Origin of the sequence: Pseudomonas sp. PB101, assembly GCF_009764265.1 — a bacterium.
GTDB lineage: Bacteria > Pseudomonadota > Gammaproteobacteria > Pseudomonadales > Pseudomonadaceae > Aquipseudomonas.
Map to the genome: position 1 here is coordinate 136,444 of NZ_RWIR01000018.1, position 16,525 is coordinate 152,968.

The 16,525-nt window shown below is 61.7% G+C and carries 17 protein-coding genes and 1 pseudogene; 13 read left to right on the forward strand and 5 right to left on the reverse strand.

From position 1 onward, the window contains the following. Positions 1 to 199 precede the first annotated feature (199 nt). The 6 genes from EI969_RS05560 (at position 200) to EI969_RS05585 (ending at position 7,324) form a co-directional block, all read left to right on the forward strand. A complete protein-coding gene (locus EI969_RS05560; RefSeq protein WP_160386336.1) occupies positions 200 to 664 on the forward strand; it encodes a MarR family winged helix-turn-helix transcriptional regulator in 465 nt (154 codons plus the stop codon). Next, positions 657 to 1,724 (forward strand): HlyD family secretion protein, encoded by a 1,068-nt coding sequence (locus tag EI969_RS05565; RefSeq protein WP_256678233.1) that lies wholly within the window; start codon positions 657 to 659, stop codon positions 1,722 to 1,724. The genes EI969_RS05560 and EI969_RS05565 overlap by 8 nt, the downstream gene beginning before the upstream one ends. Beyond that, positions 1,717 to 3,255, forward strand: a complete 1,539-nt coding sequence (locus EI969_RS05570) for a DHA2 family efflux MFS transporter permease subunit (protein ID WP_160386338.1) — start codon at positions 1,717 to 1,719, stop codon at positions 3,253 to 3,255. Before EI969_RS05565 ends, EI969_RS05570 begins: the two co-directional genes overlap by 8 nt. A gap of 161 nt (positions 3,256 to 3,416) precedes the next feature. After that, positions 3,417 to 4,691, forward strand: a complete 1,275-nt coding sequence (locus tag EI969_RS05575) for a flavohemoglobin expression-modulating QEGLA motif protein (RefSeq protein WP_160386340.1) — start codon at positions 3,417 to 3,419, stop codon at positions 4,689 to 4,691. A gap of 171 nt (positions 4,692 to 4,862) precedes the next feature. Next, positions 4,863 to 6,401 carry a DUF3300 domain-containing protein gene (locus EI969_RS05580; protein ID WP_160386342.1) on the forward strand — a complete coding sequence of 513 codons (1,539 nt, stop codon included), beginning with the start codon at positions 4,863 to 4,865 and terminating at the stop codon, positions 6,399 to 6,401. Positions 6,402 to 6,415: 14 nt separating this feature from the next. Then, the gene (locus EI969_RS05585; protein ID WP_160386344.1) at positions 6,416 to 7,324 is read left to right on the forward strand and encodes a DUF2950 domain-containing protein; all 909 of its coding nucleotides are present in this window, start codon (positions 6,416 to 6,418) and stop codon (positions 7,322 to 7,324) included. A gap of 14 nt (positions 7,325 to 7,338) precedes the next feature. On the opposite strand, the gene EI969_RS05590 is transcribed toward EI969_RS05585, so the two are convergent. Further along, positions 7,339 to 7,839: a GNAT family N-acetyltransferase gene (locus EI969_RS05590; protein ID WP_160386346.1), complete on the reverse strand. Its 501-nt coding sequence runs from the start codon at positions 7,837 to 7,839 to the stop codon at positions 7,339 to 7,341. A gap of 143 nt (positions 7,840 to 7,982) precedes the next feature. Between EI969_RS05590 and EI969_RS05595 the strand changes: the two genes are divergently transcribed. From EI969_RS05595 to EI969_RS05605, 3 genes are read left to right on the forward strand one after another with little or no spacing between them, the layout of a single operon-like run. Further along, positions 7,983 to 8,330 carry a metalloregulator ArsR/SmtB family transcription factor gene (locus EI969_RS05595; protein ID WP_160386406.1) on the forward strand — a complete coding sequence of 116 codons (348 nt, stop codon included), beginning with the start codon at positions 7,983 to 7,985 and terminating at the stop codon, positions 8,328 to 8,330. A gap of 24 nt (positions 8,331 to 8,354) precedes the next feature. Beyond that, a complete protein-coding gene (locus tag EI969_RS05600) occupies positions 8,355 to 9,638 on the forward strand; it encodes an arsenic transporter (protein ID WP_160386348.1) in 1,284 nt (427 codons plus the stop codon). A gap of 28 nt (positions 9,639 to 9,666) precedes the next feature. Then, complete coding sequence (locus EI969_RS05605) at positions 9,667 to 10,137, forward strand: arsenate reductase ArsC (protein ID WP_160386349.1); 471 nt, start codon at positions 9,667 to 9,669, stop codon at positions 10,135 to 10,137. Between the two features lie 26 nt (positions 10,138 to 10,163). Here EI969_RS05605 and EI969_RS05610 read toward each other — a convergent pair whose 3' ends face one another. From EI969_RS05610 to EI969_RS30910, 4 genes and pseudogenes are all read right to left on the reverse strand, one after another. Beyond that, positions 10,164 to 10,490 (reverse strand): AzlD domain-containing protein, encoded by a 327-nt coding sequence (locus tag EI969_RS05610; protein ID WP_160386351.1) that lies wholly within the window; start codon positions 10,488 to 10,490, stop codon positions 10,164 to 10,166. Then, a complete protein-coding gene (locus EI969_RS05615; RefSeq protein WP_160386353.1) occupies positions 10,487 to 11,227 on the reverse strand; it encodes an AzlC family ABC transporter permease in 741 nt (246 codons plus the stop codon). Before EI969_RS05615 ends, EI969_RS05610 begins: the two co-directional genes overlap by 4 nt. Before the next feature lie 90 nt (positions 11,228 to 11,317). Further along, complete coding sequence (locus EI969_RS05620; protein WP_160386355.1) at positions 11,318 to 12,301, reverse strand: GlxA family transcriptional regulator; 984 nt, start codon at positions 12,299 to 12,301, stop codon at positions 11,318 to 11,320. Between the two features lie 212 nt (positions 12,302 to 12,513). Next, positions 12,514 to 12,646 (reverse strand): annotated as a pseudogene (locus EI969_RS30910) (proline/glycine betaine ABC transporter permease); the annotation flags it as partial. Positions 12,647 to 12,852: 206 nt separating this feature from the next. Between EI969_RS30910 and EI969_RS05625 the strand changes: the two are divergent. The 4 genes from EI969_RS05625 (at position 12,853) to EI969_RS05640 (ending at position 16,502) form a co-directional block, all read left to right on the forward strand. Further along, positions 12,853 to 13,248, forward strand: coding sequence for a hypothetical protein (locus tag EI969_RS05625; protein WP_160386357.1), 396 nt, complete (start codon positions 12,853 to 12,855; stop codon positions 13,246 to 13,248). 477 nt (positions 13,249 to 13,725) lie between these two features. Beyond that, positions 13,726 to 14,577: a sugar phosphate isomerase/epimerase gene (locus EI969_RS05630; protein ID WP_160386358.1), complete on the forward strand. Its 852-nt coding sequence runs from the start codon at positions 13,726 to 13,728 to the stop codon at positions 14,575 to 14,577. 14 nt (positions 14,578 to 14,591) lie between these two features. Further along, positions 14,592 to 15,662, forward strand: a complete 1,071-nt coding sequence (locus tag EI969_RS05635; protein WP_160386360.1) for an isopenicillin N synthase family oxygenase — start codon at positions 14,592 to 14,594, stop codon at positions 15,660 to 15,662. 45 nt (positions 15,663 to 15,707) lie between these two features. Continuing rightward, positions 15,708 to 16,502 (forward strand): ABC transporter substrate-binding protein, encoded by a 795-nt coding sequence (locus EI969_RS05640; RefSeq protein WP_160386362.1) that lies wholly within the window; start codon positions 15,708 to 15,710, stop codon positions 16,500 to 16,502. Positions 16,503 to 16,525: the final 23 nt, after the last annotated feature.

Genomic DNA, 16,525 nt, shown 5'->3' on the forward strand with positions numbered 1-16,525 from the left:
GGCAAGCCAGCTCCCACAGTAATTGCGGTTGTTCACAGAATTTTTGTATACCCGCCAATCCTGTGGGAGCTGGCTTGCCAGCGATGGAGGCGGGCCGCGTCCAGAGAATCGATTCACCTCAATTATTCCGCATATATAGATAGCTGACTAATTACAAGCTCAACTATGATGAGCTAACTCTCCAGCAGCAGATATCACCATGACCGACCCATTGACCCTTGGTTTTGCCCTGCACGACAGCGCCCGGCTGATGCGCAAGCGGTTCGAGCAACGCGCGCGGCATGTCGGCCTCACTCGCTCGCAGTGGCAAGTGCTGGCCATGTTGTCGACCAACGAGGGCATTCATCAGAAGGGCCTCGCGGATTTACTGGAACTGGAGTCGATCACCCTCGTGCGCCTGCTGGACAAGATGGCCGAACGCGGATTGATCGAGCGTCGCAGTCATCCCACGGATCGACGCCTGTCCCTGCTGTTCCTGACGGAGCAGGCCCACCCACTGCTGCAACTGATGCGAGACATGGGCCGAACGACCCGCCAGGAAGCCACGCGCGGATTCTCTGCCGAGGAGGAACAACTGCTGTTGCAGATGATGAAGCGCATGAGGTCCAACCTGATCGACGCCTGCAGTCTTCCCGTTGAAGAACAGGAGCATCGTCATGATTGAAAAACGGCAGCTCGTGCGCACCACGCTCTTTGCCTTGTTACCCATCGCGTTGGTGGTCGGCGGCTATTTGTATGTCACCGGCGGGCAGATCATTTCCACCGACAATGCCTACATACAGGCTGATCGTGTCGGCGTCTCCACCGATGTCTCGGGCCTGGTCGCCTCGATCGATGTCAAAGACAACCAGCGGGTGGTCAAGGGCCAAGTCCTGTTCACCCTGAAGACGGAGCCCTTCGAGATCGCGCTGGCCAGTGCCAGGGCGCAGCTGAGCAACGTGCGCAACCAGATCCTCAATCTCCAGGCCAATTACAAGCAAGCACTGGCCGAAATCGACCAGGCGCAAATCGACCTCGCCTACTACCAGGCCAGCTTCCAGCGCCAGCAAACCCTGCTCAGTGTCTCGGCGGTGTCCAGGACCAACTACGACGATGCCAAGCACGCGCTGGACAGCACCCGGCAAAAAATCACCGTGGCCAGGGCTACCGCGCAGATGGTGCTGGCGCAACTGGGCGGAAACATCGAGACCCCGGTCGAACGTCAATCCACGTACCTGATCGCCCAGGCTGCCGTCGACGAGGCGCAGCGCAACCTCGACAACTCGGTGGTCAGGGCATCGTTCGACGGCGTCGTGACCAACGTCGATTCGCTGCAGGTCGGCGCCTACCTGCAACCACCGCAATCGGGCATCAGCCTGGTGTCGGCCGATCACCTGTGGGTGGCGGCGTCCCCCAAGGAAACCGAACTGACCCACATGAAACCCGGCCAACCGGTCGCGATCAGCGTCGACAGTTACCCCGGCGTGCAGTGGCACGGCACCGTCGACAGCATCAGCCCGGCGTCGGGTTCGAGCTTCTCGTTGTTGCCCGCGCAAAACACCACGGGTAACTGGGTCAAGGTCGTGCAACGGATTCCGGTGCGCATCAGCATCGATGATGCCGGGGAAAAACCGCCGCTGCGCACCGGCATGAGTGTGCAGGCCGAAATCGACACCGGCTCGGCCCGTGGCCTGCCACCCATGTTCTCGGGGCTGCTCGCGAGCAAGGCCGCCCCCCATGAGTAGCGAGGCACCGAGCGAAGCGGTGGCCCATCGCGGCATGATCACCGCTTGCGTGGTGCTGGCGGTGATCATGCAGGCGCTCGACACCACCATCGCCAACGTCGCCCTGCCCTACATGCAAGGCAGCATCTCGGCCAGTTCGGACCAGATCAACTGGGTGCTGACGTCCTACATCGTCGCCGCGGCGATCATGACGCCGCCGTCGGCCTTCCTGGCCCGGCGCTTCGGGCGCAAACGCGTGCTGCTGTGGGCGATTGTCGGTTTTGTGGTCTCGTCGATCCTTTGCGGGCTGGCGCAGTCGCTGGAAGAAATCATTCTCGCCCGCCTGCTCCAGGGCCTGGCGGGCGCGGCGCTGGTGCCGCTGTCCCAGGGCATACTGCTGGACATCTACAGCCTCAAGGAACGCGGCTCGGCCATGGCGCTGTTCGGTGTGTCGGTCATGGTCGGCCCGGTGCTGGGGCCGATGCTCGGCGGCTGGCTGACGGACAATTTCAGCTGGCGCTGGGTGTTCTTCATCAACTTGCCCATCGGTTTGCTGGCGCTGGCCGGGATCGTCTATTACGTCAGCGAAACCACCACCGACACCTCGAGCCGCCTGGACTGGCTCGGCTTCGGCTCGCTGAGCGTGGCGATCATGGCCCTGCAACTGTTTCTGGATCGGGGCGAACAACTGGGCTGGTTCTCTTCCGGTGAAATCCTCGTCGAAGCGATAGTGGCCGCTGTCGCCCTGTATGTGTTCCTGGTCCACACCTTCACCACCGACACGCCCTTCATCAGCCCGCAGCTGTTCAAGGACCGTAATTTTTCGATCAGCGTCATCTTCATTTTTATCGTCGGCATCACCTACCTGGCCTCACTGGCGCTGATGACGCCCTACCTGCAAACCCTGATGGGCTACCCGGTGCTGACCGCCGGCATGGTGATGGGCCCACGTGGCCTGGGCACGATGCTGACCATGTTCCTCGCCGGGCGCCTGTTGGGCAAAGTCGATACCCGCCTGTTGCTGCTGACGGGCCTGGGACTGTCAGCGCTGTCGATGGGGCTGATGACCGGCTGGACGCCGGATGTATCGATGCAAACCGTCATCTGGGTCGGTTTCATCCAGGGCACCAGCCTGGGCATGCTGTTCGTGCCGCTGACCACAGTGGCCTTCGCCACCCTGCCGGCTTCCCTGCGCGCCGAAGGCACCGGGCTTTACAGCCTGTCGCGCAATGTCGGTTCCAGCGTCGGCATCTCCATCGTCACCGTGCTGCTGACCCAGAACATCCAGGCCAACCACGAGCAGATCGGCGCCTACATCACGCCCTTCAACCGCGCCTTCGACGCAGGGCTGATCAAGAGCTACCTCGACCCGATGGCCGCCTCCGGCCGCGCCGCCCTGGACGCAATGGTCAACGTGCAGGCCAGCTGGATCGCCTACGTGAACGACTTCAAGCTGCTGATGCTGTTGTCACTGGCGGTCATGCCGTTGTTGCTGATTATCAAACCGCCAAAAACCCAGGCCAATGAAGAGCCGGCGCCGGTGATGGAGTAAAAACCTGCGCAACTCGTTAAATCCAGCCGCTTCAGACCTGCGCCTGACGGCAGGTCGACAGGCACTCATCGACTTCGCCCGAGCGGCTCGCCAGCACCCCACATGACCGCGCGCGGCGACTAAGCTTTTGTAACGTCACTTCGTCCCTCAAGGAACTGTCCATGAGCGCCGCCCTGTCCGAACTCGATGCCGCCCTGCCCGGCCTGACCCGCAAGATCCGCGTGCTCGATGCCCTGTCCTGGCCGGATGGCGTCGAGGAAGACTTCCTGGCGAAATGGCGCGGCGGGCGTGCCGAACTGCCCAGGGTCCAGTTGCAGCCCCGCGACCACAGCGCCGACATCGCCGCCCTGGAAAGCTTCATCAGCCAGTGCGATGTGGGGCATCCGGCCGGGAATTACCTCGCCATGACCGCGCGCAGCTATGCCACCGCCGGGCACATGCTCGGGGCCATTGGCACGCCGGCCTTTACCCAGTATTCATCCGCGCTGTACCGGCGCCCGGACTTCTACTACACGCGCTTGCAACTGAGCATGCTCGACGCCGCGCGTTTCTTCCTCGATACCACCGACGCCCTGCTCGGCGGCGCGCGGATTCCACCGAGCCCGGCGGAGATTCCGGCCAAGGCCTTCGCCGCCTGGATTCAACCGGAACTGGACCGCTTCTTCGGCGTCGGCCAGATCACCGTCGTGCTCGATCCGAACCTGGCCGCCAAGGCCATCGCCGGTTCGAGCCGCATTCGCCTGCGGGCCAGCGCGCTGTTCACGGAGCTGGACAAAAACCAGCTGCTGCAACACGAAGCCTTCGTGCACGTCGCCACCGCACAGAACGGCGCACGGCAGCCCAACCTCATGAGCCTGGGCCTGGGCGCACCCCGCACCACCCAGACCCAGGAAGGCATTGCCACCCTGGCCGAGCTGTTCACCGGCAGCATGGACATCAACCGCCTGCGTCGCCTGGCCCTGCGCGTGCTCGCCGTCCAGCAGGCGCTGGAGGGCGCCGACTTCATCCAGGTGTTCGAAGGTTTCCTGGCGGCCGGGCAGACACAGGAAGAGTCCTTCCGCTCAACCCAACGGGTGTTCCGCGGCGCCGACCTGCGCGGTGGTTCGGCGTTCACCAAGGATGCCGCCTACCTGACCGGTCTGCTCGGCGTCCACACCTTGCTGCGCATAGCGATCCGCGATAATCGGCCGGAACTGGTCGGGCATTTGTTTGCCGGGCGCCTCAGCCTGGCGGACACCGTGCGCCTGGCGCCGCTGTTCGAGTCCGGCTGGCTCAAGGGCCCCACCTACCTGCCGGCCTGGGCCTCTGACCTGCGCCTGCTGGCCGCCAACCTGGCGTTCTCCGCGTTCATCTCGCGGATCAAGCTGGATGTGTTGGACCTCGACGTCTTCATGGCATTTGCCGAAGAACACGAAAGCGATGCCAGTGCACCTTGATCGGAAACAGGACCGGCATCACACCCTTTCAAAGCCGGACGGGGTCTTTGAAATCTGCTGCTACCATTAGGAAGCGGTGTCGAGGCCGGGCTCTGTGGCTTGCAAAGTCGGCTTTCACTGCAAGGGATTGCTCCATTCATTTCAAGCCTGCCTGACCACGTGGGGGGTGCAATGCACATTCCATTACTGTATGCGCTGTCGGCCGTACTTTTGTTGAGCGGATCTTCCAGCCTGGCACTGGCTGCGAATGAAAGCGCTGCCACACCCGCCGTTCCGGCCCAGGCAACGGCGGACAATACCGCGCCCGTCGCCCCGGTGGCCAAGGATCCGGTGTTCACCCAGGAACAGCTGGACCAGATGCTCGCGCCCATCGCCCTTTACCCGGACCCACTGTTTGCACAGGTACTGATGGCCACCACCTACCCGGGGGAAGTCGGCGAGGCGGTCAGCTGGTCCAAGGCGCACCCGGACGCCAAGGGTGACGATGCGGTCAAACAGGTGGCGAACCAGCCGTGGGACCCGAGCGTGCAGGCGCTGGTGGCCTTCCCGCAGGTGCTGGCAACCCTGGGGCAGGATCCGGTGTGGGTGCAACGCCTGGGTGATGCCTTCCTGGCGCAACCCGACGATGTCATGGAAAGCGCGCAACGCTTGCGTCGCCAGGCACAGGCCGCCGGCAACCTGCAGAGCAACCAATATCAGAACGTGACGATTCAGAACGTTGCCGCACCCGCCCCTGCACCCGCTCCCGCGGCCACGGCTTCAGCTCCCGTTGCGGAGCCTGCCCCTGCCGCCAGCACTTCCACCATCATCATTCAGCCTGCCGATCCGCAGGTGGTGTACGTCCCCACGTACAACCCGACCACGACCTACGGCACCTGGCCCTACCCGGCGTCGCCGCCCGCGTACTATCCACCGCCACCGGCCTACTACCCTGGCCAGGCGCTGATGGCCGGACTGGCGTTCGGCGCCGGCGTGGCGATCGTGGGATCGTTGTGGGGGGAATGTGACTGGGGCAACAACGACATCGACATCGACGTCAATCGCTACAACAACATCAATGCCAACAACCGGATCAATAACAACAAATGGCAGCACAACCCGGTGCATCGCAATGGCGTGCCCTATCGGGACAATGCGAGCCGTGCGCAGTACGGTCGGCAACTGAACGGCGCCAACCAGCGCGAAGCCTATCGCGGAGACAACGCCCAGCGCGCCCGGGCACGTGAAAACGCCCGCAGTTCGATGGACAGGCACGGCATCGAACGACCCGCCACCAGCAACCTCGAAGCCCGCGATCAAACGCGCAAGCTCCAGTCCGCAAACGCGGGGGCCAATCGCTCGCAGGCCGGTGCCGACAGACCGAGGGCCGCCGACCGAAGCCAGGGCACGGCCAGAAACACCCGCGAGAATCAGCAGCCGAGGAACCAGGCCCGTCAGGAACCCAGGAACCAGAGCGCTCAGCTGAATCAGCGCAGAGAGGGTCAGGCGCAGACACGACAGGCGACGAACAAACGGCCGGCCGCCAGTGCCGGCAGTGCCCGCAACAATGCGTTCGCCGGTGCACGCTCGCCGTCCCAGGCCAACCTGCAGGCCAATCGTGGCCGGGCCAGCCAGGCCTCCGCCCATCGCCCCAATGCCTCGCGAGCGGCCGGTCACCAGATCAGTCGGCCGTCCAGTCCACCAGCACGTCAAAGGGGGGGCCGTCGTTGAAAAACCATCCTCGAATGAAAGGATTCACGGGCTTGCGGCCTCATGTCCTCGCGATAGCTGCCGGCTTGATGTGGTCGTGCCTGGCGACGGCCCAGCAGGCCTTTCCAACCCCGGAAAAGGCCGCAGAGGCCTTTGTCCAGGCACTGGGCACGGAACAGGCCGACCAGGCACGCCTGACCGAGTTGCTGGGCGATAACTGGCACAATTACATCCCGCGTGAAGGCGTGCAGCGCAAGGACGTCGATGCGTTCTTGCAGCAATACCGCGAGCAGCACCACATTGAAAAAAGCGGCGAGCGCAAGGGCATCCTCGCGGTCGGCCCCGAGAACTGGACACTGCCTATTCCCCTGGTAAAAGTCGAGAGCGGTTGGCGCTTCGACATGAAGGCCGGCAGTGCCGAGATCCGCGCACGCCAGATCGGCCGCAATGAACTGGCGGCGGTGCAATCGGTGCTGGCCTATCACGACGCGCAGATGGACTACGCAGCAGTCGATCGGGACGGTGATGGCGCACTCGAGTATGCGCAGAAAATCGTCAGCACCCCCGGCAAGCACGACGGGCTCTACTGGGCAGAAGACGACAGCGACCAGATCAGCCCGTTGGGGCCTTCATTCGGCAAGGCGATTGACGAAGAAGAGTGGCATGGCTACCGCTTCCGCATCCTCAATGGCCAGGGGCCTTCGGCACCGGGTGGCGCCTACAGCTACCTCATCGGCGACAAGATGAGCCGCGGTTTTGCCCTGATCGCCTGGCCGGCGATATACAACGACACCGGGGTGATGAGTTTCATGATCAGCCATGAAGGCCAGGTGTTCGAAAAAGACCTGGGCCCCGGCGGCGAAAAACTCGCGCAGTCGATGAAGCGCTTTGATCCGGACGACAGCTGGAAAGAGGTGCCTGCAGATCAAGCGCAGCAGGACTGACCGGGGGATCTTGTCTATATCGACAGGACGAACCGGTCTTCGTTGCCCGTATTTTCGTGACAAGCGGCCTGCTCAAGCTGGAATCCGCAGCGCTCGAGGACTTTTCTTGAGCCCAGGTTTTCCTTGAAGGCAAAGGCAACCAGTTGCGTAATCCCCCAGCGCATCCTTGCCTGCTGGATCAGATGCCTCAGCGCCAGTGTTGCCAGCCCCTGACCGCACGAACGCTGATCGATTCGATAACCCACTTCAGCGGAGCCCGTCGCCAGGTCGATGCTTTTCAGATTGGCTCGACCAATGATTGCCTGGCTGCAATCCTCGATGACAAACGGGTGCCAGGCGCCGATGGCCAGGCCGGTCAGATAGCTGTCGATATGCTCGGCGACGCCCTGCAACGAGTAAAACGCAGGGTCGCGCGCATCGATATGCGATTCGAACCATTCACGGTTGCGGATTTCGAAAGCCAACAAGGCTTCAGTGTCAGTCTTTTTCAACTCGCGAACGCTGAACGACTCCATTTCTCGCCTCTCCTTTGTCTTGTGCCGAAACGCCTCGAGTCTACCTCATACCTGATCAGCCTTGCCTTCCTGAGTCCCGCCGGCTTGCACAGTACATATGGAAAAACGTATATTCGAATAACCACATGTATCGAACCATGCCAATGCTCAATCCTGCCGCCGTATTCAAGTGCCTGTCCGACGAAACCCGCGCCCGGGCCACTTTGCTCATCACCCGCGAAGGCGAGCTGTGCGTGTGCGAGCTGGTCTGTGCCCTGGACGACAGCCAACCGAAGATTTCCCGCCATCTGGCACAGCTGCGCGGATGCGGCCTGCTGCTGGACCGCCGCCAGGGGCAATGGGTGTACTACCGGCTCAATCCTGACTTGCCGGCGTGGGTCCGCGACGTGCTCGAGACCACGTTGCTGGCAAACGCCGAGTGGCTCGAAGACAACATCGCTCGCCTGAACGCGATGGGCGACCGCCCTCTGAACACCTCCGTCTGCTGCTGACCTTCATTGCTCGAGAGACTCCACATGTTGATTGCGTTTGGCATTTTCCTGCTGACCATGGTGCTGGTCATCTGGCAACCCAAGGGCCTGGGCGTCGGCTGGAGCGCTTCCCTGGGCGCCGTTCTGGCCCTGCTCGCCGGCGTCGTGACGCTGCACGACATTCCGCTGGTGTGGGCCATTGTCTGGAACGCCACCGCCACGTTCATCGCGCTGATCATCATCAGCCTGCTGCTCGACGAGGCCGGTTTTTTCCAGTGGGCCGCGTTGCATGTGGCGCGCTGGGCGAAGGGTGACGGGCGGCGCCTGTTCGTCTTCACGATACTGCTGGGCGCCGGCGTATCGGCGCTGTTTGCCAATGACGGTGCAGCCCTGATCCTGACCCCCATCGTCGTTTCAATACTGCTCGCCCTGCGTTTTTCGCCGGCCTCTACCCTGGCGTTCGTCATGGCGGCCGGTTTTATTGCCGACACGGCGAGCCTGCCGCTGGTGGTGTCCAACCTGGTCAACATCGTTTCGGCGGACTACTTCGGCCTGGGCTTCAGCGAATACGCCGCCATCATGGTGCCGGTCAACTTCGTTGCCGTGGCGACCACGCTCGCCGTGTTGTACTGGTTTTTCCGGCGTGACATTCCCCGGCACTACGCCCTGGAAGACGTGCAGGATCCACGCCGGGCCGTACGTGATCCGCTGACCTTCCGCGTCGGCTGGGTGGTCCTGGCGCTGTTGTTGATCGGGCTGTTTGCGCTGGAACCCATGGGCATTCCGGTCAGCGCCATCGCCGCGGTCTGTGCCGCGCTGCTGTTCGCCGTGGCGGCGCGCGGGCATGTGATTTCCACCCGCCGGGTGCTGCGTGAAGCGCCCTGGCACGTGGTGATCTTTTCGCTGGGCATGTACCTGGTGGTCTACGGGCTGAAAAACGCCGGACTGACCACCTACATGACGATGGCCCTGAACCACATGGCAGCGTTCGGCATCTGGGGCGCCGCGCTGGGCACCGGCCTGCTCACGGCGTTGCTGTCATCGGCCATGAACAACATGCCCACGGTGCTGCTGGGCGCATTGTCGATCCAGGCCAGCGATGCCACCGGTGTGGTCCGAGAAGCCATGATCTACGCCAATGTCATCGGCTCTGACCTGGGCCCCAAGATCACCCCGATCGGCAGCCTGGCCACCCTGCTCTGGCTGCATGTGCTGGAGCGCAAGGGCATCCGCATTACCTGGGGTTACTACTTCAGGGTCGGCGTGGTGCTGACGCTGCCGATCCTGCTCATCACCCTGTCTGCCCTGGCCCTGCGCCTGAGCGTTTAACCCTGTGCGACTGCAAAGAGGAGCCACCATGCGCGTTCTGTTTATGTGTACCGCCAACAGCTGTCGCAGCATCCTGTCCGAAGCCATGTTCAACCATCTCGCCCCCGCAGGTTTTGCAGCCATCAGTGCCGGCAGCTTCCCCAAGGGACGCGTGCTGCCGCGCACCCTGAGCACCTTGCAAGAGGCCGGCATTGCCATCGACGGCTTGAGCAGCAAAGGCAACGAGGCGTTCGAAACCAACCTGCCGGACATCGTCATCACGGTCTGCGACAAGGCCGCCGGCGAAGCGTGCCCGGTGTACTTCGGGACGGCACTCAAGGCCCATTGGGGCCTGGAAGACCCATCGGACATCAAGGGCGATGAAGCCACGGTATCGGCCGCGTTCCACTCAACCCTGGCGCACATCGAAACGCGCTGCCGGGCATTGCTCGCCCTGCCCTTTGCACAACTTGACCGCGATGCGCTGGAGCGCGAACTCGAGCGCATCGGCACGCTGTAAGCGCAACCCGCATGGACGCGGGGAGATTACCCAGCGATGAACTTGCACCCCCACAGCACCGCCATCCCCACAGCCAGCGTCAGGACGGTGCTTCGCGTCTTCCAGGCGATCCACGCCGCGATAATGGCTGCGGGTATCTGCGGGTTGGCGAACACAAACGCTCCCTGCCCGCCGGGGTACACCACCGCGGGTAACACCAGGGCTGCCAGCACGCTGGCCGGCACGTACATCAATGCCCGACTCAGCAGCGGGGGAATTCGCCACCGGCCATAAAGCTCGACAAAGGAAAGGCGCATGACAAAGGTGCCAATGCCGACCGCCAGAAACATCCCCCACAAAGCCCAATCACTCATTGCGATTCCCTCTCGACGTTACCGGTTGAAGCACTGCCCGAGGTTTTCCTGCGAGCGTTTTCAATCAGCAACCCTGCAATGACGCCACCGATGGAAGCGGTTACCAAGCCGAGGTTGTAGGGCAGCTTTACGGCTGACACTGCAATCAGCCCCCCTGTCACTGCGGCCCCCAGGCTCGCCGCGCTGCGTATGCCCGGAACCAGTAGCGCCAGAAAGGAAAGCGGCACGGCAAAGCTCAACGACCACGCCTCGGGAATGCTTGCCCCCAGGTAAACCCCTGCGAACACTGACAGCTGCCAGGTCAGCCACATGGCAACGGCTGTGCCGGCATAAAAATGCGGCGCGAACCGACCCAGTTCTCCCGAGGAAAACTTCAGCGTGCAAAGGGCATAGGACTGGTCGGAAAGCAGGTAGGACACCGGCCACGTCCAGCGACGCGGCAAGTGGTGCAGGTAAGGGGCCAACGAAGCGCTGTACATGATAAAGCGCAAGTTGATGATCAGGGCCGTGACCACCACCGTCACCGGCAAGGCACCATTTTGCAGGAGCTGCAGTGCAACCAGCTGAGCGGAGCCAGAGTAGAAGAGCAATGTCATCCCCATGCTCATGCCGGGCGACATGCCCATCTCGATCGCCATGACCCCGGTGATCAAACCGAACGGAATGACCCCGGGAGTCAGCGGGATGAGCGTGCGTACGCCGTGGAAAAAAGCTTCTCTACCTGTTCGGTACGTCATGTCGTGTCCTTCAGTTAAACGGGCGACTCCCCTGCAAGCTGCAATCTAATAGCCTTTGGACCGATCATGAAATGGATATTCGGGGTGCCTTTACTTGACCAGCCGGACTTCCTTCGACGGGCGATAGCCAAAGTAGGAGCTGTAGCACTTGCTGAAATGGCTGGGGGAAACAAAACCACAGGCCACCAGCACATCGACCTGGGAAAGCTCCGTGTGCTGCAGGAGCCGACGCGCTTCGGTGATGCGCAGCTCCAGGTAATAGCGTTGCGGTGTAGTGCCCAGTTGCTCCCTGAACAGGCGTTCGAGCTGGCGACGTGAGCGGCCGGCGTAGGCCGCCAGTTGCTCCAGCTCGAGAGGTTCTTCGAGATTGGCATCCATCAGCTTGACCACCTCGCGCAGCGGTGCGCTCAAACAGATGTTTTCTGTCGGCTTGATGCGCCGGTAGCGCGACTCTTCAAACGCCAGGATGTCCTCGATGCCTTCGACCAGAGCTTTGTCGTGCAGCCCCTTGATCCAGTCCAGGGCCATGTGGAACGCCCCGGAAGGACTGGAGGCTGTCAGCCGGTCCCGATCGATCACATAAGGCTCGCTGCTGACTTGTGTCGCCTTGCAGAACTCGGCCAGCGCGGGACGATGCTCGGGATGGATGGCGCAGCGGTAACCGCTGAGCAACCCGGCGCGCCCCAGGAACCAGGCGCCATTCCACAGCCCGGCGAGCGTGATGCCCAGACCCGCGGCGGTCTTGAGCAACTGGATGAACTCATCGGACGCCCTGAGCTCGGTCCTGTAGCCGCCACAAATCACCAGCAGGTCCAGGTCCTGAAGGGCCAGACAATCAATACGCGCATCCGGGCGGATGACCAGGCCCAGATCACTGACGACCTCGCCGTCGTTCAAGCCGAACGTGCGGGAGGAGAACAGCCTGGGCCGCAGGAGATTCGCCGTGACGATCGTATCCAGCGCCTGGGTGAACGCTGGCAGGGAGAAATGCTCGAGCAGGAGGAATCCTGCTCGAACCATCTGCGCCGGCTGATTGGGGTTGTCATTCACATAGCGAAGATTTTTCCCCTTCATGCCTCCGCTAAACTGGCGTCTTTCGATCAATCTTCGATCCACTCTTTCACGTTCTGGAAGGCGTCATTTGCAACGTTGAGAAGCCCATCATCCTGATACCACCGCTGCCCGGTCAAGCAAGCTGAAAACCGTGACGCAGGGGATCAATTCGATCTTGAACAGGATCGACCTCGGCGACGCAGCAATGGCCTGGCCCAGCTCGAGGAATTCCCCTCGACACCGCCCAGTACCGCCTCGATCACCTGGCTGATGATTTTGAACAACCCGTGCAGATGGGTGTTGAGCCAATCAACCGCGGGTGCGAGAAATGCGCCTGGTGAAAAAATGGATTTGTGCAGCACTCATTTCGATTCTCCCATCCGCGACCGCGCCGCGCTCTGCGCAAGAATCCTCGGGCCGAAAACGGACACCGTTGGCTATCAAGCAGCGGCTCCCTAGAACTTTTTCCTATTAATCGGTCTATGTGGACAGGCATATCCACTTTGCGAGCACGAAGGCTTCGCGAACCAGGTGCCACACGCCCAATTGTCAATCAGAGGTTGAATTCGCTCATGAAATTCCATGACCCACGGATGGTGCTCTTCGGCCTGTTCGCGTTCGCGGCGGTGGGCTCGGCATCGGCAGCACAGATGAAGACCTCGCCCCCTGCGCTCGCCACTGAGGTCGTGGCCGTCCAGACCCCGGTCCAGGCCGCCGACAACCCCTGGCCCACCCTGGCCGCTATGCCCGGCAAGCAACCAGGCCCGTTGCTTGCCCATGACGACCGTTATTGGCATGACGGCCGCTGGCACGATCGTAGAGACGATTGGCGCCGGGACGACTGGCGCAGGGATCAGTGGCGTAGAGAACAATGGCGCAGAGAACAAGCCCGTCGAGAAGCCGAACGCCATCGCGACTGGGAGCGCCATCGCCGCTACGACGACGATGACCGCTACTATCGTCGCTAGTTCGACACCACGGAAAACTGTAGGAGCCGGCTTGCCGGCGATGGACTCCAGTACGCCGCGTTTATCCAGTTCATACGCGTTATCGTTAACGATCATCGCCGGCAAGCCGGCTCCTACAAAGGATCGCGTAATACCTGTAGGAGCCGGCTTGCCGGCGATGGACTCAAGTGCGCCGCGTTGCTCGGCCGCAGAGCCATGGCCCATTGTCGCTTGGCAGTCTTCAAAATGATGTCGTAATACCAGCACTCCTCGCTAACACCCAACGCAGACAAGTCTTCGGCTGTAACTCCCCCGCCTGCAAGCCAGATAAATAGCCAGCTATTGGTTATTGAATACCTGAAGTATTCATTTGAATTTTCGGATTCTTTCGTCGCTCCGCCTGTGCCTAACATCGGCTCCACAGCGAACCCGCCGCTTGATCGGCGGGTGCCGTCGAAGTGCTTTTGCAGTAGGCCCTGGGATTTTTGAGGATCACCGATGAAGCTGGAAATTTTTCGCACGCTGTGGGGTTACACCGCCAGCAAGGCTCAGGCACTCGAAGAGTTGCTGCAAGCGGGCTTTGACGGCATGGAAGCACGCCTGCCACTGGACGCCCGTGAACGGGCCGAGTTTGCTGCCTTTCTGAAGGCCAATCGCGTGGGCTATATCAGCACTGTCTTCACCGCGTACGACGTGCTGCCGGAGCAGTCGGCAACGCCTGCCGTGCACCTCGTTGACCTCGACCACAAACTGGCCTTGGCCGCTGATCTCTCCCCGCGTTTCGTCAACGTGCTGGCGGGCAACGACCGCTGGTCCTTGCCGCAGCAAGTGGAGTTTTTTGGCCAGGCGCTGGAACTGGCGCGCAAGCATGGCCAGGTCTGCAGTTTCGAAACTCACCGCTCGCGTTCGCTGTTCAACCCCTGGGTGACCCTGGAGTTGATCCGGCAACTGCCCGACCTGTTGTTCACCAGTGACATCAGCCATTGGGTGGTGACCTGCGAGCGTCTGTTGAACGACCCGGCCGATGACCTCAGCGCTTTCGTCGAGCGGGTTCACCATATCCAGGCACGGGTCGGTTACGACCAGGGGCCGCAGGTTCCGCACCCTGCCGCGCCGGAATATGCCAGGGAACTGGCCTTCCATCAGCAGCACTGGGAAAGCATCTGGCGCTCGCAGCAAGCCCGCGGTTACCAGGTCAGCACCCTGACCCCGGAATTCGGTGCCGACGGCTACCTGCATCACCTGCCCTTCACCAATGTCCCGGTCGCCGACCTGTGGTCGTTGAACGTGTGGATGGGCCAGACCGAACGCGAACATTTCGAGCGATTCCACCACTCCAGCCATCCTTAGGGAGCCGATGCGTCATGCCTGACAATAAAAACAACAGCGCCAGTACTGACACACAAAAAGCCAACTTCAACAGCATCCCGGTGGTCAACATCGCCGGTCTGTTCAGCTTTGAACTGGAACACCGCTTGGCCGTGGCCGAACAATTGGGGCGCGCCGCCAGCGAAGTCGGGTTCCTCTACATCACCGATCACGGCATCGACCCGCAACTGATCGCCAACCTGCGCAAGGCTGCGAAAGACTTTTTCGACCAGCCCCTCGACACCAAGATGCAGCACTACATCGGCACCTCGCAAACCCACAAGGGCTTTGTACCCGAAGGCGAAGAGGTCTATTCCAAGGGCAAGCCGGACCACAAGGAAGCCTTCGACGTCGGCTTCGAAGTGCCGGCCGACGACCCGCTGGTGCTGGCCAACACGCCATTGCTGGGGCCCAACGACTGGCCGCAGCTGGCAGGTTTCAAGGCATCGGTGCAGGCCTACTATGAAGCGATCTTCGCCCTGGGCCGGCGCCTGTTCGGCGGCTTCGCCCTGACCCTGGGCCTGGAAGAAAACTACTTCGACAGCCTGGTCACCCGGCCACCGTCCAAACTGCGCCTGATCCACTACCCGTTCGACGGTGCGGCCCATGACGCACCGGGACTTGGCGCCCATACTGATTACGAGTGCTTCACCATCCTGCTGGCCGATAAACCGGGCCTCGAGGTGATGAACAACCTTGGCCAATGGATCGATGCACCACCGATCGCCGATGCCTTTGTGGTCAACATCGGCGACATGCTCGAAGTGATGACCGCAGGCGCATTCGTTGCTACGGCGCACCGGGTGCGCAGCGTGAAGGAGGAGCGTTATTCCTTCCCGCTGTTTTATGCCTGCGACTACCACACCCAGATCAAACCGCTGCCCGGCTTCGCCCAGGCCGGCAACGACTACGAAGAGATCACGATCGGCGAACACATGTATGGCCAGGCGCTGCAGACCTATCAGTATCTGCGCCAAAGGGTGGCCAACGGGGACGTTCAACTGCCAGGCAAGGCACGCAAGCCCGCCAGTTTCGGACATTTGAAAAATCAGGTGCAACCGTCCTGATTGCAGTTTTCAGCTACATCCCTACCTACGCCGGAGTCAGTAAAAATGAAAAACAACAAGAAAAAACTTTTGAGCCTGGCTGTATTGGCAGCCGGCCTGTTCGGCGCCTCGGTGAGCATGGCCGCCGGTGACACGTTCAAGGTCGGCATGGAAATCACCTACCCGCCTTTCGAGTCCTATGACAAGGACAAGAACGTGGTGGGTTCCGACCCCGAACTGGCCACGGCACTGGCCAAACACATGAACGCCAAGGTCGAGTTCGTCGACACCAAGTTCCCGAGCCTGATCCTGGGCCTGAACTCCGGCAAGTACGACGCGATCATTTCCGGCATGTACATCACGCCGGAGCGCCAGACCCAGGCCCAGACCATCGCCTATGCCAACACCGGCGCCGCGGTCATGGTGCCCAAGGGCAGCGAGATCAATGCGAAAAAACCTGAAGACCTGTGCGGCCTGAAACTGGGCCTGGAACAGGGCACGACCTGGGTCAAGGAATTCAGGAAGCTGTCCGACGAATACTGCGTGCCGAACAACAAAGGCGCGATCACCGTCAGCGAGTACCCTTCGGCCCCCGAAGTGACCCAGGCCCTGCTGTCCAGGAACATCCAGGCCCAGGTCGAAATCGCCGGCGCGGCCAAAATGATCGCGGAAAAAACCGGTGGCCGTGTCGTGATCACCACCGAGCACCCGATCTATCAGCAGACCCTGGGCATCTTCGTCAAGAAAGGCAACGACGAAACCTACCAGGCCGTGCAGAAGGCCTTCGAGGAGACGAAAAAGAGCGGTGAATACGCCGCAATCCTCAAGAAATATGGCCTGGAAGAACCGACCGCCCACTAAGAACCTGCCCTTGTAGTCTGGTT

What these genes read in the sequence shown, in the direction of transcription:
- EI969_RS05560 (WP_160386336.1), top strand. Translation starts at nt 200, where the DNA reads ATGACCGACCCATTGACCCTTGGTTTTGCCCTGCACGACAGCGCCCGG.
- EI969_RS05565 (WP_256678233.1), top strand. Translation starts at nt 657, where the DNA reads ATGATTGAAAAACGGCAGCTCGTGCGCACCACGCTCTTTGCCTTGTTA.
- EI969_RS05570 (WP_160386338.1), top strand. Translation starts at nt 1,717, where the DNA reads ATGAGTAGCGAGGCACCGAGCGAAGCGGTGGCCCATCGCGGCATGATC.
- EI969_RS05575 (WP_160386340.1), top strand. Translation starts at nt 3,417, where the DNA reads ATGAGCGCCGCCCTGTCCGAACTCGATGCCGCCCTGCCCGGCCTGACC.
- EI969_RS05580 (WP_160386342.1), top strand. Translation starts at nt 4,863, where the DNA reads ATGCACATTCCATTACTGTATGCGCTGTCGGCCGTACTTTTGTTGAGC.
- EI969_RS05585 (WP_160386344.1), top strand. Translation starts at nt 6,416, where the DNA reads ATGAAAGGATTCACGGGCTTGCGGCCTCATGTCCTCGCGATAGCTGCC.
- EI969_RS05590 (WP_160386346.1), bottom strand. Translation starts at nt 7,839, where the DNA reads ATGGAGTCGTTCAGCGTTCGCGAGTTGAAAAAGACTGACACTGAAGCC.
- EI969_RS05595 (WP_160386406.1), top strand. Translation starts at nt 7,983, where the DNA reads ATGCTCAATCCTGCCGCCGTATTCAAGTGCCTGTCCGACGAAACCCGC.
- EI969_RS05600 (WP_160386348.1), top strand. Translation starts at nt 8,355, where the DNA reads ATGTTGATTGCGTTTGGCATTTTCCTGCTGACCATGGTGCTGGTCATC.
- EI969_RS05605 (WP_160386349.1), top strand. Translation starts at nt 9,667, where the DNA reads ATGCGCGTTCTGTTTATGTGTACCGCCAACAGCTGTCGCAGCATCCTG.
- EI969_RS05610 (WP_160386351.1), bottom strand. Translation starts at nt 10,490, where the DNA reads ATGAGTGATTGGGCTTTGTGGGGGATGTTTCTGGCGGTCGGCATTGGC.
- EI969_RS05615 (WP_160386353.1), bottom strand. Translation starts at nt 11,227, where the DNA reads ATGACGTACCGAACAGGTAGAGAAGCTTTTTTCCACGGCGTACGCACG.
- EI969_RS05620 (WP_160386355.1), bottom strand. Translation starts at nt 12,301, where the DNA reads ATGAAGGGGAAAAATCTTCGCTATGTGAATGACAACCCCAATCAGCCG.
- EI969_RS05625 (WP_160386357.1), top strand. Translation starts at nt 12,853, where the DNA reads ATGAAATTCCATGACCCACGGATGGTGCTCTTCGGCCTGTTCGCGTTC.
- EI969_RS05630 (WP_160386358.1), top strand. Translation starts at nt 13,726, where the DNA reads ATGAAGCTGGAAATTTTTCGCACGCTGTGGGGTTACACCGCCAGCAAG.
- EI969_RS05635 (WP_160386360.1), top strand. Translation starts at nt 14,592, where the DNA reads ATGCCTGACAATAAAAACAACAGCGCCAGTACTGACACACAAAAAGCC.
- EI969_RS05640 (WP_160386362.1), top strand. Translation starts at nt 15,708, where the DNA reads ATGAAAAACAACAAGAAAAAACTTTTGAGCCTGGCTGTATTGGCAGCC.